At 63.5% G+C, this 16,781-nt stretch carries 14 protein-coding genes; 8 read left to right on the forward strand and 6 right to left on the reverse strand.

What is annotated here, in order from left to right:
* Positions 1-37: 37 nt before the first annotated feature.
* Positions 38-1,648 (forward strand): YfcC family protein, encoded by a 1,611-nt coding sequence (locus HMPREF1023_RS00645; RefSeq protein ID WP_009304190.1) that lies wholly within the window; start codon positions 38-40, stop codon positions 1,646-1,648.
* A gap of 174 nt (positions 1,649-1,822) precedes the next feature.
* Here HMPREF1023_RS00645 and HMPREF1023_RS00650 read toward each other — a convergent pair whose 3' ends face one another.
* The gene (locus HMPREF1023_RS00650) at positions 1,823-2,278 is read right to left on the reverse strand and encodes a GNAT family N-acetyltransferase (protein WP_009304191.1); all 456 of its coding nucleotides are present in this window, start codon (positions 2,276-2,278) and stop codon (positions 1,823-1,825) included.
* A 206-nt stretch (positions 2,279-2,484) separates the two neighbouring features.
* On the opposite strand from HMPREF1023_RS00650, the gene argS reads away from it, so the two are divergent.
* The 4 genes from argS to HMPREF1023_RS00665 all read left to right on the forward strand — a co-directional run bounded on the left by argS (position 2,485) and on the right by HMPREF1023_RS00665 (position 6,102).
* Complete coding sequence (argS, locus tag HMPREF1023_RS00655; protein ID WP_009608287.1) at positions 2,485-4,212, forward strand: arginine--tRNA ligase; 1,728 nt, start codon at positions 2,485-2,487, stop codon at positions 4,210-4,212.
* Positions 4,213-4,445: 233 nt separating this feature from the next.
* Positions 4,446-5,030, forward strand: coding sequence for a hypothetical protein (locus HMPREF1023_RS15070; protein WP_009304193.1), 585 nt, complete (start codon positions 4,446-4,448; stop codon positions 5,028-5,030).
* A 420-nt stretch (positions 5,031-5,450) separates the two neighbouring features.
* Positions 5,451-5,765 carry a DUF2089 family protein gene (locus HMPREF1023_RS00660; RefSeq protein ID WP_226844372.1) on the forward strand — a complete coding sequence of 105 codons (315 nt, stop codon included), beginning with the start codon at positions 5,451-5,453 and terminating at the stop codon, positions 5,763-5,765.
* A 1-nt stretch (position 5,766) separates the two neighbouring features.
* The gene (locus tag HMPREF1023_RS00665) at positions 5,767-6,102 is read left to right on the forward strand and encodes a hypothetical protein (RefSeq protein ID WP_009304195.1); all 336 of its coding nucleotides are present in this window, start codon (positions 5,767-5,769) and stop codon (positions 6,100-6,102) included.
* 41 nt (positions 6,103-6,143) lie between these two features.
* On the opposite strand, the gene HMPREF1023_RS00670 is transcribed toward HMPREF1023_RS00665, so the two are convergent.
* Together HMPREF1023_RS00670 and HMPREF1023_RS00675 are read right to left on the reverse strand one after the other, a co-directional pair.
* Positions 6,144-8,168, reverse strand: a complete 2,025-nt coding sequence (locus tag HMPREF1023_RS00670) for a sodium:proton antiporter (protein ID WP_009304196.1) — start codon at positions 8,166-8,168, stop codon at positions 6,144-6,146.
* Positions 8,169-8,250: 82 nt separating this feature from the next.
* A complete protein-coding gene (locus HMPREF1023_RS00675) occupies positions 8,251-8,796 on the reverse strand; it encodes a DUF1836 domain-containing protein (protein WP_009304197.1) in 546 nt (181 codons plus the stop codon).
* 166 nt (positions 8,797-8,962) lie between these two features.
* On the opposite strand from HMPREF1023_RS00675, the gene HMPREF1023_RS00680 reads away from it, so the two are divergent.
* Positions 8,963-9,817: a DegV family protein gene (locus HMPREF1023_RS00680; RefSeq protein ID WP_009304198.1), complete on the forward strand. Its 855-nt coding sequence runs from the start codon at positions 8,963-8,965 to the stop codon at positions 9,815-9,817.
* Between the two features lie 12 nt (positions 9,818-9,829).
* Here HMPREF1023_RS00680 and HMPREF1023_RS00685 read toward each other — a convergent pair whose 3' ends face one another.
* Positions 9,830-11,266, reverse strand: a complete 1,437-nt coding sequence (locus HMPREF1023_RS00685) for a sensor histidine kinase KdpD (RefSeq protein ID WP_009304199.1) — start codon at positions 11,264-11,266, stop codon at positions 9,830-9,832.
* A gap of 3 nt (positions 11,267-11,269) precedes the next feature.
* A complete protein-coding gene (locus HMPREF1023_RS00690; protein ID WP_009304200.1) occupies positions 11,270-12,016 on the reverse strand; it encodes a response regulator transcription factor in 747 nt (248 codons plus the stop codon).
* Between the two features lie 185 nt (positions 12,017-12,201).
* Between HMPREF1023_RS00690 and HMPREF1023_RS00695 the strand changes: the two genes are divergently transcribed.
* Entirely contained in the window at positions 12,202-13,029 is an 828-nt protein-coding gene (locus HMPREF1023_RS00695) for an ABC transporter ATP-binding protein (protein ID WP_009304201.1), read from the forward strand.
* The gene (locus HMPREF1023_RS00700) at positions 13,019-15,121 is read left to right on the forward strand and encodes an FtsX-like permease family protein (RefSeq protein WP_009304202.1); all 2,103 of its coding nucleotides are present in this window, start codon (positions 13,019-13,021) and stop codon (positions 15,119-15,121) included. Before HMPREF1023_RS00695 ends, HMPREF1023_RS00700 begins: the two co-directional genes overlap by 11 nt.
* Positions 15,122-15,189: 68 nt before the next feature.
* Here the strand turns inward: HMPREF1023_RS00700 and HMPREF1023_RS00705 are convergent.
* Positions 15,190-16,781: hypothetical protein (locus HMPREF1023_RS00705; protein ID WP_009304203.1), on the reverse strand; the 1,592-nt coding region annotated here is incomplete at its 5' end.

Consider the following 16,781-nt stretch of genomic DNA (forward strand, 5'->3'; position numbering starts at 1 on the left):
ATATCCGACTCGATCCTCATAATTAGGAGGGGTTGTTATGACCGAGAAAGCAAAAGAAAAGAGCAAGAAAAAGCGATCTATATCATCGTTTACCATCCTGCTGATCATCCTGATCGTGCTGGCGCTGGTCACGGTAGTGATGTCGCTGGCCGGTGTGGAAGGGGTCCAAGGCGCCACGGTCGCCAATGTGGCCACGGCTCCCGTCAAGGGCTTTACCGACGCCCTGCCTGTTTGTCTGTTCGTGTTGATCCTGGGCGGTTTCCTGGGTATCGTCACGGAAACGGGCGCGCTGGACGCCGGTATCGCAGCGCTGGTGAAGAAGCTCAAGGGCAATGAGCTCATCCTCATTCCCATTCTGATGTTCATCTTCTCCATCGGCGGTACGACGTACGGTATGTGCGAGGAAACGGTTCCGTTCTACCTGCTGCTCGCGGCCACCATGGTCGCCGCAGGCTTCGACAGCGTTGTCGGTGCCGCGGTCGTGCTGTTGGGTGCTGGTTGCGGCGTGCTCGGTTCGACGGTCAACCCGTTTGCCGTCGGTGCTGCCGTGGACTCTTTGAGCTCTTCCGGCATCGTGATCAACCAGGGCACCATCATCCTGCTGGGCGTGGTGCTGTGGCTCGTGACGCTGGCGATCTCCATCGTCTTCGTCATGCGCTACGCGAAGAAGGTTAAGGCCAACAAGGGTTCCACCATCCTGTCCTTGCAGGAACAGGAAACCATGAAGGCCGAGTTCGGCGAGGCTCAGCAGGAAGCTGAAACCGCTGAGGCGAACCCGAACGAGAAGCTTATGACGGGTCGTCAGAAGTGGACGCTCATCGTGTTCGCCCTGACGTTCGTAGTCATGATCGTCGGCTTCATCCCTTGGGGCGACTTCGGCGTCGAGGTGTTCGATGCCGGTGCGGCGACGGAAGAGGTCACCACGCAGGTTAGCGGCGACGACATCTCCGCGGCTTGGACCGACAAGAAGGTTGGTGGCGAGATTACGTTCGACGGCGATGTGACCGGCACGGTCACGGCCGAAGAAGAGATCTCCCAGGGTTGGTCCGCGTTCCTGACGGGTCTGCCGTTGGGTCAATGGTACTTCGATGAGGCTTCCACCTGGTTCCTCATCATGGCTATCATCATCGGTATCGTGGGCGGCGTGTCCGAGAGCCGTTTCGTCAAGGCATTCATCAACGGCACCGCCGATATGATGAGCGTCGTGCTGATCATCGCCATGGCTCGTTCTATCACCGTGCTTATGGGCGAGACCGGTCTCGACATGTGGATCCTGAACAACGCGGCGAACGCTCTGAACGGTTTGTCGGCGGTCATCTTCGCGCCGATGTCGTTCTTGCTGTACATCGTGCTGTCGTTCTTGATCCCGTCGTCGTCCGGCATGGCCACGGTGTCCATGCCCATCATGGGCCCGCTGGCGAACTCGCTGGGCTTCTCGACCGACGTCATGATCATGATCTTCAGCGCCGGCAACGGCCTGGTGAACCTGTTCACCCCGACGAGCGGTGCTATCATGGGCGGTTTGGCGCTGGCCAAGGTGGAATACTCCACGTGGCTGAAGTTCGGCGGCAAGCTGTTCGTGGTGCTGGGCGTCGCCTGCGTGATCATCTTGACGGTTGCGATGATGGTTATCCCGGGCACCGCGTAAGCGTGCAACCCGCGGCATAGCCGCAATGAACCGACGCGTTTCGAGGATCCCCTGCTTCGGCGGGGGATCCTTTTTCGCGTGCGGGAATGAGACGGGGGGGGGGTGAGGCAGGGGGACGGGGCTAATGTCTCATTCCTTGTCGATACGGATGCGGTATGCTTGCGGAATGAGACATTAGCCCCGTCCCCCTGCCTCACCCAGGAGCTTCTCCATCCAGATGTGCTCGACGTGCTCGTCCAGCTCGACGGGGCCGTACTGCGCGTAGCCCATACGCTCGTAGAACGGCGTGACGCGGCATTGGGCGTGCAGGTGCATTTCGGTCGCGCCGGCCTCGCGCGCCAGGCGCTCGGACTCGGCCAGCAGCGCGGCCCCGAAGCCGCCGCGGCGCGCCTCGGGAAGCACGGCCAGGCGGCCGAACACCCAGCGACCCGGCTGATCGGGGCGGTCGGGATCGGGGAAGGTGCGTGCGCAGCCGACAAGGGCGTTTGCGTCGTAAAGCGTTACGTGGATGGTGCGCGGATCGTCGTCGATGTCGTCGAACTCGTCCTGGAAACCCTGTTCCTCCATGAACACGCGTGTGCGTACGATGCGCGCGTCATCGAAGTTCCCATGCTCGAATCGCAATTCCATGCCGGTCCTTTCTCTCGTCGGTTGCTGGGTCACTGTACCATATGTGCGCAACGAAACGGAGATTATCCGAGGTCGTGTGTATGTTTTCTGCATAACGGGCGTTCGAGTGAAACGCGTGGGGGCTGCGTGCCCCAAACGCTCGGGAACATGGTAGAATCGTGAGACGTGTAAACGAAAGACCCATCCGCTAAGGAAAGATGCGTACCATGCAAATTCGCGAACAACTTGAACAGCTGATCGACGCGGCCGTCGCGGCCGCGTGCGAGGACGGAACGCTCACGCTCGAGCAGGCTCCCGAGGCGGCTCTCGAGCGCCCGCGCGACGAGAGCAACGGCGACTGGGCGTCCACCGTCGCCATGCGTTCGGCAAAGCTTGCCAAGAAGAACCCTCGCGAGATCGCTCAGATCATCGTCGACCACCTGCCCGAGAACGACATGATCGCTTCCGTCGACATCGCCGGCCCCGGCTTCATCAACATTCGTCTGGCGAACGCCGTCCTGCAGGGCGTTGTGGCGGCGGCTCGCGCCGAGAAGGACGACTTCGGCAAGGGCGAGATTCCCGAGGGCGAGCGCAAGATCAACCTGGAGTACATCTCGGCGAACCCCACCGGCCCCTTGCACGTGGGCCATGGCCGCTGGGCCGCGCTGGGCGATGCCACGGCGCGCGTCATGCGCCATGCGGGCTACGACGTGTTCGAAGAGTTCTACATCAACGATGCCGGCACGCAGATGGACAACTTCGGCGAGTCGGTGGCCGTGCGCTACCAGCAGCTGCTGGGCCGCGACGTGGAGATGCCCGAGGCGTGCTATGCAGGCTCTTACGTGAAGGATATCGCGCAGACCATCATCGATGAGGACGGCGACAAGTGGCTCGATGCCGACCCGAAGGAGCGCATGGAGAACTTCCGCGAGCGCGCCTATGCCTACGAGTTGGCCGAGCAGCACCGCGTCACCGAGCGGTTCGGCACCACCTTCGGATGCTGGTTCTCCGAGCGCTCGCTGTACGTGCCCGATGAGGACGGCTTGAGCGCGGTGGACCGCAGCCTCAAGGCCATGGACGAGAAGGGCTACATCTACGTCGAGGACGGCGCCACCTGGTTCAGGTCCAGCGCGTTCGACGACGAGAAGGATCGCGTGCTCATCAAGGCCAACGGCGAGATGACGTACTTCATGAGCGACGTGGCGTACCACTACAACAAGATGGAGCGCGGCTTCGACCACCTCATCAACATCTGGGGCGCCGACCACCACGGCTACATCGCCCGCTGCGAGGCCATGCTGGCCGCGTGGGGCTGGCCCGGCGCGCTCGAGATCATGCTCGGCCAGCTGGTGAACCTGTTCCGCGACGGCGAGGCCGTGCGCATGTCGAAGCGCACGGGCGAGATGATCACGTTCGAGGAGCTCATCGACGAGGTGGGCGTGGACGCCACCCGCTACCTCATGCTGGCGAAGTCCTCCGACCAGCCCATCGACTTCGACATCGAGGTGGCGAAGAAGAAGGACGCGTCGAACCCGGTGTACTACGTGCAGTACGCGCACGCGCGCATCTGCTCGATCCTGCGCAAGGCGGCCGACCCGGCCGATGCCGAAGCGGCCGCGAACGGCGACATGTCGATGGACGATTTGGCCTCGAAGGTGATCCCGGCGAACGTGGACCTCTCGCCGCTCACGCACGAGTCCGAGCTGGCGCTGATGCGCAAGATGGACGACTTCGGCCCGCTCGTGGCTCAGGCGGCTCGCGACCGCGCGGCGTTCCGTTTGACGCACTACGCTCAGGATCTGGCCTCGCTGTTCCATTCGTTCTACACGAACTGCCACGTCATCGGCGAGGAGGAGGCTGTGACGAACGCGCGTCTTGCCCTCGTGGACGCCACGCGCATCGTGCTGGCCAAGACGCTGGACCTGCTGGGCGTTTCCGCTCCGGCCAAGATGTAGGTTTCGTTCGAAGGAAGGCCGCCCGATGGGCGGCCTTTTTTATACGTTGTCCTCCAGGTCGACCTGCATCAGGGCGACATTCTCGCGCAGGCGCTTGTACGAGGATCGGCACAGGTCGCCTTCTGAAAAATTTAGGATAACCGTATAGCGTCCTTCGCTGTATGCGATTGCTTCTGGTGTACAATCATTGTTGCCATATGTTGATAGTTTGCAATGCTATGAAGGAGGAGGTTGTGAGCGATGACGGCAATGGAATTGTTGACGATCCCCGGTCTGGACAACAGCAAAAAGCTAGAGAACGTCCGAAAGGACTCGATGGAGAAAGCCGTCTCGAACTTGGCCAGGATGAAAAGGGCTCGAATATCGGCAAGCAAGAAGCGCTTGATAAGCGTTCGGAAGAGCTCCTAGCCGCTGTTGACATTCTCGACGCTGCTTCAGAAGATGAACTCGAATCAGCTGGGATTATTTTGAGTTCCGAAAGCAAGTCTGTGTCGTTTTCGGGTCTATTGCCCCATCCGGATGTTCATAAGCTGTATGATCCTGAGACACGTGAGCGAATATGCAGATGGAATGACGCTTTTACCATTGACGAGTCGAAAAGGCAGGATAGGCTTGTTGACAATGAAATAGAGCAGGCAAAAAGAGGCCCGATCCTATCAATGATAATGCTCACTATATTTTCGTTGCTGGCGTTTGTTTCGTTCTTAGTAACGCGTGAAACGGCATCGTTCTGGTTTTTGGCGGTACCGGTTGTTTCCGTCATTGGAAACTTGATCGTTCCCGTGTTTTCGAAAAGCAGTAGAGGCAGACGGCGATAAAGCATTGGGAAGGCCACCCGATGACTTGGCCTCAAAAGCTGGACGGTGAATAGCCTAATCTAGACGACGCGAATGGGCTGGCATCGGAATCTTCCGGTGTCGGCCCATTCGGCCTTTCTTGGCGGCAGCGCTTGTTTCGATAGACGTGTTTTTCGGAGAACTGTCGCTCGATCTTGTCGGATTCTCTCGGTCTCCGCGTGGCTCGCGGCGCATGAAGCCCAGAACGAACCTGTGCCGCCAATGGTTTAACAACGGACGTTTAGGGTATGGTCACAATTGATACCTCAAACAATGATCGAAACATCCGTTTTCCGTGTCGAGCACACTGAAGATATGGGGTGATTCGATTAGCGGATGGCGATAGCTCTCATTACTTGACTTTAGTTTTATTAAAGAGTATCTTTAATAAAACTAAAGGAGGTGTGCACGTTGAGCATTGAAGTGGTTCCCGAATGGATGGTCGATCTCGACGACGAGGATGTCGCGTTCGTCAAGCGGTTCTTACTTGCGTCCGGTTCCTTGAAAGAGGTCGCGCGTCAGTACGGAGTCACCTATCCAACGGTCCGACTGCGGCTCGACCGGCTCATCCAGAAGATCAGGATAGGGGAGGATCGCGAGACCGATCCGTACATCGCCCTGATCAAGCGGCTCGCAGTGAACGAGCGCATCGACTTCGACGCCGCCAAAGTGCTCATATCCGAATATCGCAAGGTTCGCCACTTTGAAGGAGGATGACATGCTTTTCGGACCTGCTGCCTTCGTCATGCTGCTCGCCGCTGTCGCGCTGTTCGCCGGATTGGTGGCGCTTCAGTTCGCGGCCTCGAGGGCGAGAAACGCGATTGCGGGCTTGGTGCTGCCGATAGCGTCCCTCGTGGCCGCCATCGGCTTCTCCGCCCCGAACTTCATCGAGGCGTTTCGCGTCATGTTCTCTGCGGGAGCCTTTTTCGCCTCCGTTCTCGCCCTTGCCCTGTACTGCCTTCCTGCGGTCGTCTTCACGCTGGTGTATGTGCGCCAGCGCCGCAAGATGGAGATGTCGCGGCAGCTCAACAAGATGAACGTGCAGGATCTGTAGTCTGCCGTCTCTCGCTCGGGACGACGGACGGAGGCCGCATCCTATACGTTGTCCTCCAGGTCGACCTGCATCAGGGCGACGTTCTCGCGCAGGCGCTTGTACGAGGATCGGCACAGGTCGCCGTCTTCGTAGCGCGCTTGGATCTGCTCGAGCTCGAGGCGCAAGCCGTAGCGTTCGATGTCTTGGGCCTTGCTTGCCGTGTTCGTGAGGGCGGTGATGGACGGGTTGGCATTGCGCAAGGCCGTGATGGAACGCTGGTATTCCAGCAAGAGCGTGCTGACGTCCTCGGCCGGTTCGTCCGATTCGGGGGAGGCCAGCTTCTGCTGCAGGCGCTCCACCACGTGCTCGGCGCATTGCATCTGCAGATCGCGGATGGCCTGCACGCGTTCCGTGACGTTGATGCCGGGCAGTCCGGCGACGATGCGGTGCCATCCCGAGCGCGCTATGGCTCGCAGGCGCAGCATGAAGTTCTGAGCCGACCAGCGGCCTCGATGATGCTTCAGCATATTCTCGATGCGGGCGAGGCGGCTGAGGTACTGGTAGCCGATGATGGGGTAGATCTCCTCGTCGTCGATGAGCTTGAGCGTGAGCTCCTGCTCCCAGCGCACCGCCTGCAGGCGCAGGGCCGTGTTCGGCTCGTCCTCGATGTCGTTGCGGCTTTTGATGCGCGCGATGCGGTCGTTGTAGGAGCGGATCACCATCTGCGTGGCCGCACGGTTCTCGGCGGTCTGGCGCGCGGCCAAATCCTCGATGACGGTGCGCAGTATCTCGATGCTCACCTCGGTCTCGTCGCAGCGCAGGTCCTCGTCGGTGGGCGGCTTCTTCGGCGCCAGCAGGGGCACGACGAACGTGGCCAGAAGCAGGGTTACTACGATCACGCCGCAGGCCATGAATATCATGAGGTCGCGCTGCGGCACCGCGTAGGATATGGTGAACGCCACGGCCAGCGTGATGGCTCCTTTCGGGCCGCCCAGGGTCATGACGGCAGCCGTGCGCACGTTCTCCAACCCGAACGGGCGATCTGCGCGTTCGGCGCGGCTGTGCACCCATTCCATGGCCATCACCCAAACGAATCGTGCGAAGATCACGATGAAGGCGAGACCCAGCACGTACGCGATGAGCTTGTCGTTCGAAACGGCCGTGCTTTCCCATGTTCCTTGAAAGGCGAGCGGCAGCTGCGTGCCCAGCAACACGAACACCACGCCGTTGAGCGCGAAGGACAGCACCCGCCAAACGCTTGTCGAGACGATGTTCATGCGCGAGATGGACGGCCCGATGACGCGCGGCGAGATGACGTTCACGAGACCTGCCGCCACCACGGCCAGGATGCCGCTCGTGTGCAGCGCGTTGGCCACAAGGTACACGATGAACGGCGTGAACACCTCGAACAACACGTGGAAGGTCGTGTTCTCCAGGCCCCACGAGCGAACCTTGCGCACAAGGAAGTTGCCCAGGTAGCTCAGGGCGATGCCCATGAGGATACCGCCGAAGAAGCTGAACAGGAAGTCGGCTGTGGCGTCGACGAGGGAGAACGTGCCGGTGACGGCGGCTGCGATGGCGAATTGGAACGCCACGATGCCCGAGGCGTCGTTGATGAGCGACTCGCCTTCGAGAATGCTCTTGGAACGTGAGGAGATGCTCGTTTCCTTGGAAAGCGACGCTACCGCCACGGCATCGGTCGGGCCGAGCGCCGCGCCCAGCGCGAAAGCGGCGAACAAGCTGATGGACGGCACGAGCCAGTGGACGGCGAACCCCACGACGAGCGCCGTGGCAAGCACCAGTCCGATGGCCAGCGACAGCACGGGCTTGCGGTTGCGCCACAGCGATGCCTTGTCGATGTTCTTGGCCTCGTCGTAGAGCAAAGGAGCGATGAACAGCACGAGGAACAGCTTGTCATCGAGTTCGATCTTGATTTGCGAGGAAGCGAGAAGCGCGATGCCGAGGCCAAGCAGGATCTGTATGAGGGGCGAGGAGATCTTGGGCACCAGCTGGTCGATGACCGACGAGACGAGGACGGCCGCCAGCAAGAGCAGGGCGAGCATGAGCGCTTCCAAGGGCTCCTCCATTCGTTGGGATGGGATCGACCCTTTTATTGTAACCGAGCCGGTCGCATCCGCTCGGCTTTGCGCACGAAATGAGCGGAAGGCGTTATTTGGGCCGCCCGCCCGCTACGGCGATGCTCGCTTTGATGTAGAGCGTGTAGGCGACAGCCGCCGTGGAAGCCAGCACCAGATCCCGCTCGAAATCCCCCTCATTTTCTCCGCTCATCAGGCCTTTCGGGCTGGTTGGAAGGGGTGCGAACAACGCTCGCAGCGCGGCTTCGAACGCATCGCAGTAGTAGTCGTAGGCCACGCGCGTGTCGAAGCTGGCGATTTGCATGCGGATGAGCCGGTCGATTTCCGCTATGGAGAACGTCTGCTTAAGGGTGCAGATGACGATGAGGTATGCGATGTGGGAGCGCGTGTACTTCTTGCCTGCGGCCGATGCCAGCACGCCCTGCTTCACGTAGTTGTTCACCATGGAACGCGTGATGATCTTCTCGCCGGGCTGGTACAGCGGAGCCAACGTGTCTTCGAGAAAACCCACCAGTTGGTCCATGTACAGGTCGATGGAGGGTATCTCGTCGTAGCGAGGGAGGTGCAGGGAGACGAGATGCTCGGCATAGGTCGATGTGCTGACGGATGCGTCGTTCATGAAGGAGCCTTTCGCGCGCGTGCGGAGGAAACGAAACGAGCATAGCAAGGCGACCGTTTGGAGTCAATCTTTAGAACTGCTTGACATAGTACGTTTCAACCAATAATCTAGTTATTGATACTAGATAGTAACCCGGGTGATGCCCGGACGAACGAAAGCAGGTCGCATGGACACCTCTCGCATCGCTCTCGTCATCGACTCGTGCACCGACGTGCCGCCGGCGGACGTCGAGCGGTACGGCATGTACGTCGTGCCGTTGCAGGTGAACTACGAACGCGAGAGCTTTCTCGATAAAGTGACCATCACGCCGCAACAGGTATACGACCGCTTCTCCGAGGAGATCCCCACTACGTCCACGCCGACTCCTGCGATTGCGCGCGAGGTGCTGCAGCGCGTCGTGGACGACGGTTACGAGCAGGCCGTCATCGTCACTATCTCGAGCGGCCTGTCGGCCACATGCGAGCTCATGCGATCGATCACCGTCGGGATGCCCGAGCTGGACTGCTGCATCGTGGACACGAAGAACATCGGCATGGGCGCGGGCTTGGTCGCGCTTGCGGTGGCGCGCAGGCTGGCCGACGGCGCCACGCTCGACGACCTGCGACGCGACAGCGAGCGCATCGTGGAGAGCACGAAGGTGTTCTTCTGCGTGGACACGCTGGAATACCTGCATAAGGGCGGCCGCATAGGCAACGTGACGTACGCGGTGGGCAGTCTGCTGGACATGCGCCCGGTGATCACCTGCAACGAGAAGGGCGTGTACTGCACCGTGGCGAAGGCCAAGGGTCGCCGTCAATCGCTGAAGAAGGCCATGCGCTGCGCCGAGGAGGCAGCGGCGCGGTATCCGCGTTGCACGATGGCCGTGGTGAACGGCGATGCCGCTGCGGAGGCGGCCGAAGTAAAGCACGAGCTGGAGCAGCGCGTGCACAACGTGGACGCCTGGTACGAAGGGCAGATCAGCCCCGTGCTCGTGGTGCATACCGGCCCCGGCCTCATCGGCATCGGCGTCTGCGGAGCGTAAACCCTTCCGTCGCTACGCCAGCGGGAGGGCGAGGGTCACGGAGAAGCCTTCGCCCGGCGCGCCGTCGAGGGAGAGCGATCCCTCGTGCGCGCGGGCGATGCGGTCGACCAGAACGAGCCCCAGGCCGTGATCGCGGTTGAACGACCCGGCCGCGCTGCGCGCCGTGCGCGAGCGCGCGAGGCGCGCTTCGAGCGCGGCGAGGTCGGCAGCCGCGATTCCAGCACCGTCGTCGCTCACGCGGATCGTGCAGTACGCGTTGTCTCGCAGCGCCAGTTCGACGCTGATCGTGCATCCCTGCTCGTTGTGCAGCCGCGCGTTGGAGATGGCGTTCTCCACCGCGCGCGTGAGCAGCCTCTCGTCCCCCAGCACCACCGCGTTCAGCGCGTCCTCTGCGATGTCGAGCTCGATAGGATGCGCTTCGTCCAGCCCGCTGTTCGCATGCGCGGCCGCCACGGTGCGCAGCAGGCGCGCCGCATGCACGCGTTCCAGGCGCATCGGCTGCATGTCGTAGTCCAGCTGCGAGGCGGTGTTGAGATCGGTGACGAGGTCCTTGATCTTGAGCCCCTGCGCTCTGATGACCCGCGCGCTTGCGCGCGCCTCTTCGGCTGCGCCCTCGTCCTGCACGAGCGCGTCGGCGTAGCCGAGAATCATCGACAGCGGCGTGCGGATGTCGTGGGAGATGCCGCGAATCCAGCTTGCGCGCGCGGCGTCCTTCTGCTCGATGACGGCGCTCGTCTCGGTGATCTGGTCGCCGATGTCGCGCAGATCCCCTTTGAGGTGCAGCTCGGCCGCGCGCCCGTCAGACAGCGCGTCGAGCGCTTCGGCGATGGGAGCCACGGCGTTTTGCGTCCGGCGACGCGACACCGCGTAGATGGTGTACAAGATCCCGAGGTCGACTGCGAATATCAGCAGCACGTACAGCGGGAAGTTGCGCACGGTCGACGCGGGGTAGGTGAGCGTCATCGTCCAGAACTCGTTCTTCGGGAAACCCACGACCAGCAGGCCGTCGTCCCGATCCCAGAAAAACGCCGGATAGTCGGCGACGGCCGCATAATGCGCTGCCATCGCCACGTCGTTCACGCTGAACCGGTCGGGCACGTCCTCCGGCTTGTCCTGCGACCAGGCCACCGCGCCGTCCGTCCCGATGACGAGCGCCCAGGCGTCCTGCTGGCCGAGCGCCTCCAGGCCGTTCTCCCCAAGCGTCCATGAGCCGTCGGCATCCTGCTCGAGAGCTTGGTCGACTGCGCGCGTCGTGGACGCGGGCGTGCCGTCGTTGAAGTTCGAGTTCGATTCCCGGTAGGCGATGACGGCGTACAGGAAGAAGTCGATGACCACGATGAGCAGCGCCAGCGCCACGAACAGCAGCAGCTGCTTGGTGAAGAAGCGCGCGAAGCCCGCCGGTCGCCTTGTGCGACGGTCTCGAGCAGATGTGCGAGGGGCGCGGCCCATGAGCTAGCCGCGCTCGACCAGCTTGTAGCCCAGTCCGCGCGCCGTGACGAGCGAAACCGGCGCCGACGGGTCTGCCTCGATCTTCTCGCGCAGGCGACGGATGTGCGCCATGAGCGAGTTCTCGTAGCCGAACGACGTGCCCCAGCACGCCTCGCACAGGGAATCGATGGTGACGATGCGCCCGGCGTTGCGCGCGAGCACGCTCAGGATCTCGTGTTCTTTGGCGGTGAGCGGCACCGTCTGCCCGTCGGCGCGCTCCACCTCGGCGGTGGCGAAGTTCACGCGGCTCGCAGCCAGCTCCAACAGCGGGTTCTCGGCGGCATAGCAGCGGCGCAGCACGGCGGCGATGCGCAGCACCAGCTCTTGGGGCAGAAACGGCTTCGCGATGTAATCGTCGGCGCCCAACGTGAGTCCCGACACGCGATCGAAAGGCTCGTCTTTCGCCGTGAGGAACAGCGCGGGCGTCGAGGTGTGCGCGGGCAGCTGACGGATGCGTCCGAGCAGCTCGAAGCCGTCCATGCCGGGCATCATCACGTCGAGCACGAACAGCTGGTACGCGTGCTCGGGGGAGGCGCTGCGCGCCGCGATCGAGGAGAGCGCTTCGGCGCTGGAATTCGCGATGTCGACGGAGGCGAACCCCGCGCCGTGCAAGATGGTGGCCACCATGTCGGCCAGCTCGCGCTCGTCGTCCACCAGCAGGATGCGCTTGCCGCGCAAGTGCGTCTCCACCATGCCGAATGCGCCGGTCATCGTCGAACCCCTTTCTCTTTCGTGCTTGCCAGTATGACACATGCGGCCGAGCGCGGTAATCCGCTTCTTCGTATCGTAAGGCAGCCGCAAGGTGCGGTAAGGAAGCCGCAAGGCGCGCTGCAAGGCGCTGTAAGGAGCGGCTCGTAACCTGGGAGCAGGAGCAAAACGAGAAGAAGGAGCTGAATATGGATGCAAGGGACGTCGGCGCGTCGACGGTGGTGGAGGTGCGCGCTCTCAGCAAGCGCTACGGCGCCGAGGGGCGCAAGCACGACGGCAGCGTGACGCAGGCGCTCGACCGCGTGAGCTTCGCGGTGGCGTGCGGCGAGTTCACCGGCATCATGGGGCCCAGCGGGTCGGGCAAATCGACGCTACTGAACTGCCTGGCCACCATCGACAAGCCGTCGAGCGGCACCATCGTCGTCGGCGGGCGCGACGTGACCGCGCTCGCTGGCAAGGAGCTGGCGAAGTTCCGGCGCGAGGACCTGGGCTTCATCTTCCAGGACTCGAACCTGCTGGACACGCTCACGGCGTACGAGAACATCGCGCTGGCGCTGACCATCCAGAAGGCGCCCGTGCGCGAGATCGACCCGCGCGTGCGTGAGGCGGCGCGCACGCTGGGCATCGAGGATGTGCTGCAGAAGTACCCCTACCAGATGTCCGGCGGCCAGAAGCAGCGCGTGGCCGCGGCGCGCGCCACGGTGACCCGCCCGCATCTTGTGCTGGCCGACGAGCCCACCGGCGCGCTCGATTCGAAATCGGCGCGCCAGCTGCTCGAATCGCTTGCGCACCTCAACGAGCGGGGATCCACCATCCTCATGGTCACGCACGACTCGTTCTCGGCCAGCTACTGCAACCGCATCGTGTTCATCAAGGATGGCGGCCTGTACGGCGAGCTGCGCCGTAACGGCACGGAGCGTTCGGCGTTCTACCGCCGCATCGTGGACGTGGTCTCCAGCATGGGCGGCGCGGGCGAGGACGATGCCGCGGACGAGGTGACGCGCCATGCTTGCTAGGCTCGCGCTCGGCAACGTGCGCAAGTCGCTGGCGGACTTCGGCATCTACTTCCTCACGGTCATGCTGGGCGTGGCGGTGTTCTACGCGTTCAACTCCATGACGGCCCAGCAGGGCGTGCTCGCGTTCTCCGAGACGCAAAGCAAGATGTTCGATCTGCTGGGCATGGTCATCGGCGGCGTGTCGGTGTTCATTGCGTTCGTGCTCGTGTTCCTCGTGGTGTACGCGAACAGTTTCCTCATCAAGCGGCGCAAGCGCGAGTTCGGGGTGTACCTCGCCTTGGGCATGAGCACGGGCGACGTGGTGAAGATCGTGGCGCTGGAATCGCTGATCGCGGGCGCGGCCTCGCTTGCGGCGGGGCTCGTCGTGGGCATCGGGCTGTCGCAGCTTCTCTTGCAGCTGACGAGCGCGCTGTTCCAGGCCGACGTGGCCGAGGCGGGCGGCTTCGCGTTCGTGTTCTCGGCCGACGCGTTGGCGAAGACCGCCATCGTGTTCGCGGCCATCTTCCTGACGGCCGCGCTGTTGAACGCGCGCACGGTGGCGCGGGCGAAGCTTATCGACCTTCTGCACGCGCAGCGTAAGAACGAGGAGATGCGGCTGACCAGCTTGCCGCTGTCGCTCGCGCTGTTCGCGGCGTCGCTCGTGCTGATAGGCGTGTCGTACAAGCTGCTCATCGACAACGGGCTGATGGAGCCCTCGCCCGAATTCGCGGCGGCCACGTTGCTCGTGTGCGCAGGCACGGTGCTGTTCTTCTACGCGCTGTCGGGCTTCCTGTTGAAGCTGGTACAGCTGATCAAGCCGCTGTACCTGCGCGGGCTTAACATGTTCGCGCTGCGGCAGCTGAACGCGAAGGTGAACACCGCGTTCGCGTCGCTGTCGGTGGTGTGCCTCGTGCTGTTCCTGGCCATCACCAGCGTGTGCGGCGGCATCGGCATCCGCAACGCCATCGACGGCTCGCTGGACAAGAGCACCGGCTACAGCGCCAGCGTGTCCACGTCGTTCGGCTCGTACAACGCCGAGGCGGGCTATCAGCCTGCCGAACTGGGTGAATTCGGGGCCTTCGCCGAGCGGCAGGGCTACGATATGGCCGCGGGGCTGCGCGCGAGCGTGGCGGCCGTGGGCGCGGGCGACTTCGATGCGGCGGCGTCCCGCACGGCGCAGATCGACTTTTTGGTCGATCCGGCCGACGGCCTCGTGATGGACGACGTGGAGCGCGCGAGCGGCCTCAAGCTGTCCGACTACGCGGGCGCGTCCGTCAACAGCGGTTACGGCGCGTACCCCGTGTACCTGGCGAAGCTGTCGCAGGTGAACGCCGCGCTCGAGCTGGCGGGTCGACCGGCGCTCGAGCTGGGCGCGGGGGAGTGCGCGGTTTTCAGCGACTCCGACATCACGAGCGGGTTCTACCGCGACGCGGTGGATCGCGGCACCGTGCTGTCCGTGGGCGGGCGCGACCTGCGCGTGGCCGAATTCCGGGGCGAGAGCCTGCAGACCACGCCGTTTCCGATGAACACGGGCACGCTCGTGGTGCCCGACGAGGCGGTGCCGGCAGGATCGGCGATCCTCCAGTCCGTCCTCGACGTGCAGTGCGCAAGCGACGAGGACGAGGCCGCGTTCGGCGAGATGATGGACGCCGTGGCGGACACCGACAACCCCGACACCTGGCCGATCACGCTGTCCATGACGCGCGCCGAGGTGATCGACCAGAGCATCAGCCTGTCCACCATTGTGGCGTACCTGGCCATCTACCTGGGCTTCGTGCTGGTCATCGCCTGTGCGGCCATACTCGCCATCCAGCAGCTGTCCGACGCTTCCGATAACGCGCAGCGCTACGGGCTGCTGCGAAAGCTGGGGGCTCCCGAGGGCATGATCAGCAGCGCGCTGTTCGTTCAGGTGCTCGTGTACTTCCTGTTCCCGCTGCTGCTGGCCGTCGCGCACGCCGCGTGCGCGCTCGTGGTGGTCACCGACGTCGTGGCCGTGTTCGGGCACCTCGACATCACGTCGATGGCGTTGGCCTGCGCCGGCGCGTTCCTGGCGGTGTACGGCGCCTACTTCGCGGTGACGTACGTCGGCGCCCGGAAGCTCGTGCGCGAATAGGGGGGGGGGAGCGAAGGAGCCCCCGCAGGCCGAGTCTGCGGGGGCTCCGCGATGAAGCGGCGGGGCAGCTAGATCTGCCCGCCGAGGGAGAAGGCCTGGGAGAACGGGCTGCCGTCGTCGGTCGGCACGAGCACCAGGTTTCCGCTCTCCAGGACGTACGTGGGCAGGACGCGCACCACGGTCAGCTGCACTGTGCCGCCCGGCGCGATGACGACGTGCTGGGGGTCGTCGGAGGGCACGGTGTCGCCCGTTGCCTCGAAGTCCAGATCGTAACCCGTCCGCACCATGTCGAGCGTTCCGTCATCGTTGCGCAGGGCGAAATCGTAGAGCACGGGCGTCCAAACGGGGACGGCCGTATCTTCAAGGTTGCGCAGCGTCACCGTCGTGGACGCGTAACGGTAGTCGTCGCTCGTAAGCGTGCCGTCGTCGTTGTAGCCGTAGCCCCACACCTCGCGCGAGCATTTGTCCATGTAGCGCGCGTTGCCCAGCCATCCGTCCACGACAAAGAGGCAGTCGTCGAGCGCCTTTCCGCCCGGAAGAGTGTCGGAGAGCGAGATGGAAGGGGAGCTCATGGCCAAGCGCGCGGTCGGCTGTTGCGAGCTTTCGGAGTCTGGGTGAGAGGAGCCGGTGCTTTCGTATCCGAAGTCGAACGCGACTTCGCCGTCGGACGGTGTGAGCGCGTTTTCGGGCAGGGTCGCGTCGACGCGCGCGCCGTTCTCCTCGACGGTTGCCCGCCAGGTATCGTCCTGGCGCTCGATGGTCGACGCGGGCAGCACTTCGTCGGCGCGGTCGTTCGCGTCGTCGAGCGGGAAGGGGAACGGGCCGCTTCCCGCTTTCACCACGATGCCGTAGAGCGATTTCGCTGCCGAGGGGGCTTCGGCGTCGTCTGCGGCGAGACGGGTGGTCAGGCGGGGGGTGCCGTCGACCATTTCGGTCTCGAAGTTGGCCGCGTGCAGCTCGATGGCCTGGGTGGACGTGCGCCCGTCCTCGAACGTCACGGTGACGGTGAGCGTCTGTCCTTCGAACAGGTCGATGACGGGGGATTGCAGGTCGCCCATGATGTTTTCAGGAGGCTCGCCCTCGTTCGTCCAGAGGCCGAAACTCGTCGTGCCGTCCGCGATGCCGGGGTCGTCGCTTGCGGAGACGTCGATGGTGGAACCCATGAGCTTCGCGAGGCTCAGCTTACTCTCTCCGTTCCGCATGGAGCTTCCGACGAAATCGTAGCCGCCGTAGTACTCGCCGGTACCGCGCGCCGTGGGCTTCCAGCTTGCCAGCTCGCCCATGCGCGGGTCGTCGGGGTCGGTCGGTCCGTCTTCGAACGTCACGCGGTACAGGGCTCCGCCCGTCAGGTTCGCCTGCACGCGGGAGATGCCCTCGCCCTCAACGTGGAAGAGGCAGCCGGTGAAGAAGCCGCTCACTTTGTAGTCGTCGCCTCCTGAGAAGCGGTAGCCCAAGTCGCGGTCGAACGCAACGGTGCCCCCCTCGCCGGGCGCGAGCGGCGCGCTGCCGTCGGAGGCGTAGGCGCGCACGGCGAAGCCGCTTGCCTGTTGGGCGTCGCTCAGGGAGATGGCCGTATGGCCGTCCGCGTCCATCGCGCCCATGACCATGGGCACGCCGCCGGCGACGATGGCCGCGGCGACGAGGCAGGCTGCGGCGGGCA

The sequence above is a fragment of the Eggerthella sp. 1_3_56FAA genome, from assembly GCF_000185625.1.
Classification (GTDB): domain Bacteria; phylum Actinomycetota; class Coriobacteriia; order Coriobacteriales; family Eggerthellaceae; genus Eggerthella; species Eggerthella lenta.

Coding starts and splice junctions, on each gene's coding strand:
- HMPREF1023_RS00645 (WP_009304190.1), top strand. CDS start 38: ATGACCGAGAAAGCAAAAGAAAAGAGCAAGAAAAAGCGATCTATATCA.
- HMPREF1023_RS00650 (WP_009304191.1), bottom strand. CDS start 2,278: ATGGAATTGCGATTCGAGCATGGGAACTTCGATGACGCGCGCATCGTA.
- argS (WP_009608287.1), top strand. CDS start 2,485: ATGCAAATTCGCGAACAACTTGAACAGCTGATCGACGCGGCCGTCGCG.
- HMPREF1023_RS00665 (WP_009304195.1), top strand. CDS start 5,767: ATGCTTTTCGGACCTGCTGCCTTCGTCATGCTGCTCGCCGCTGTCGCG.
- HMPREF1023_RS00670 (WP_009304196.1), bottom strand. CDS start 8,168: ATGGAGGAGCCCTTGGAAGCGCTCATGCTCGCCCTGCTCTTGCTGGCG.
- HMPREF1023_RS00675 (WP_009304197.1), bottom strand. CDS start 8,796: ATGAACGACGCATCCGTCAGCACATCGACCTATGCCGAGCATCTCGTC.
- HMPREF1023_RS00680 (WP_009304198.1), top strand. CDS start 8,963: ATGGACACCTCTCGCATCGCTCTCGTCATCGACTCGTGCACCGACGTG.
- HMPREF1023_RS00685 (WP_009304199.1), bottom strand. CDS start 11,266: ATGGGCCGCGCCCCTCGCACATCTGCTCGAGACCGTCGCACAAGGCGA.
- HMPREF1023_RS00690 (WP_009304200.1), bottom strand. CDS start 12,016: ATGACCGGCGCATTCGGCATGGTGGAGACGCACTTGCGCGGCAAGCGC.
- HMPREF1023_RS00695 (WP_009304201.1), top strand. CDS start 12,202: ATGGATGCAAGGGACGTCGGCGCGTCGACGGTGGTGGAGGTGCGCGCT.
- HMPREF1023_RS00700 (WP_009304202.1), top strand. CDS start 13,019: ATGCTTGCTAGGCTCGCGCTCGGCAACGTGCGCAAGTCGCTGGCGGAC.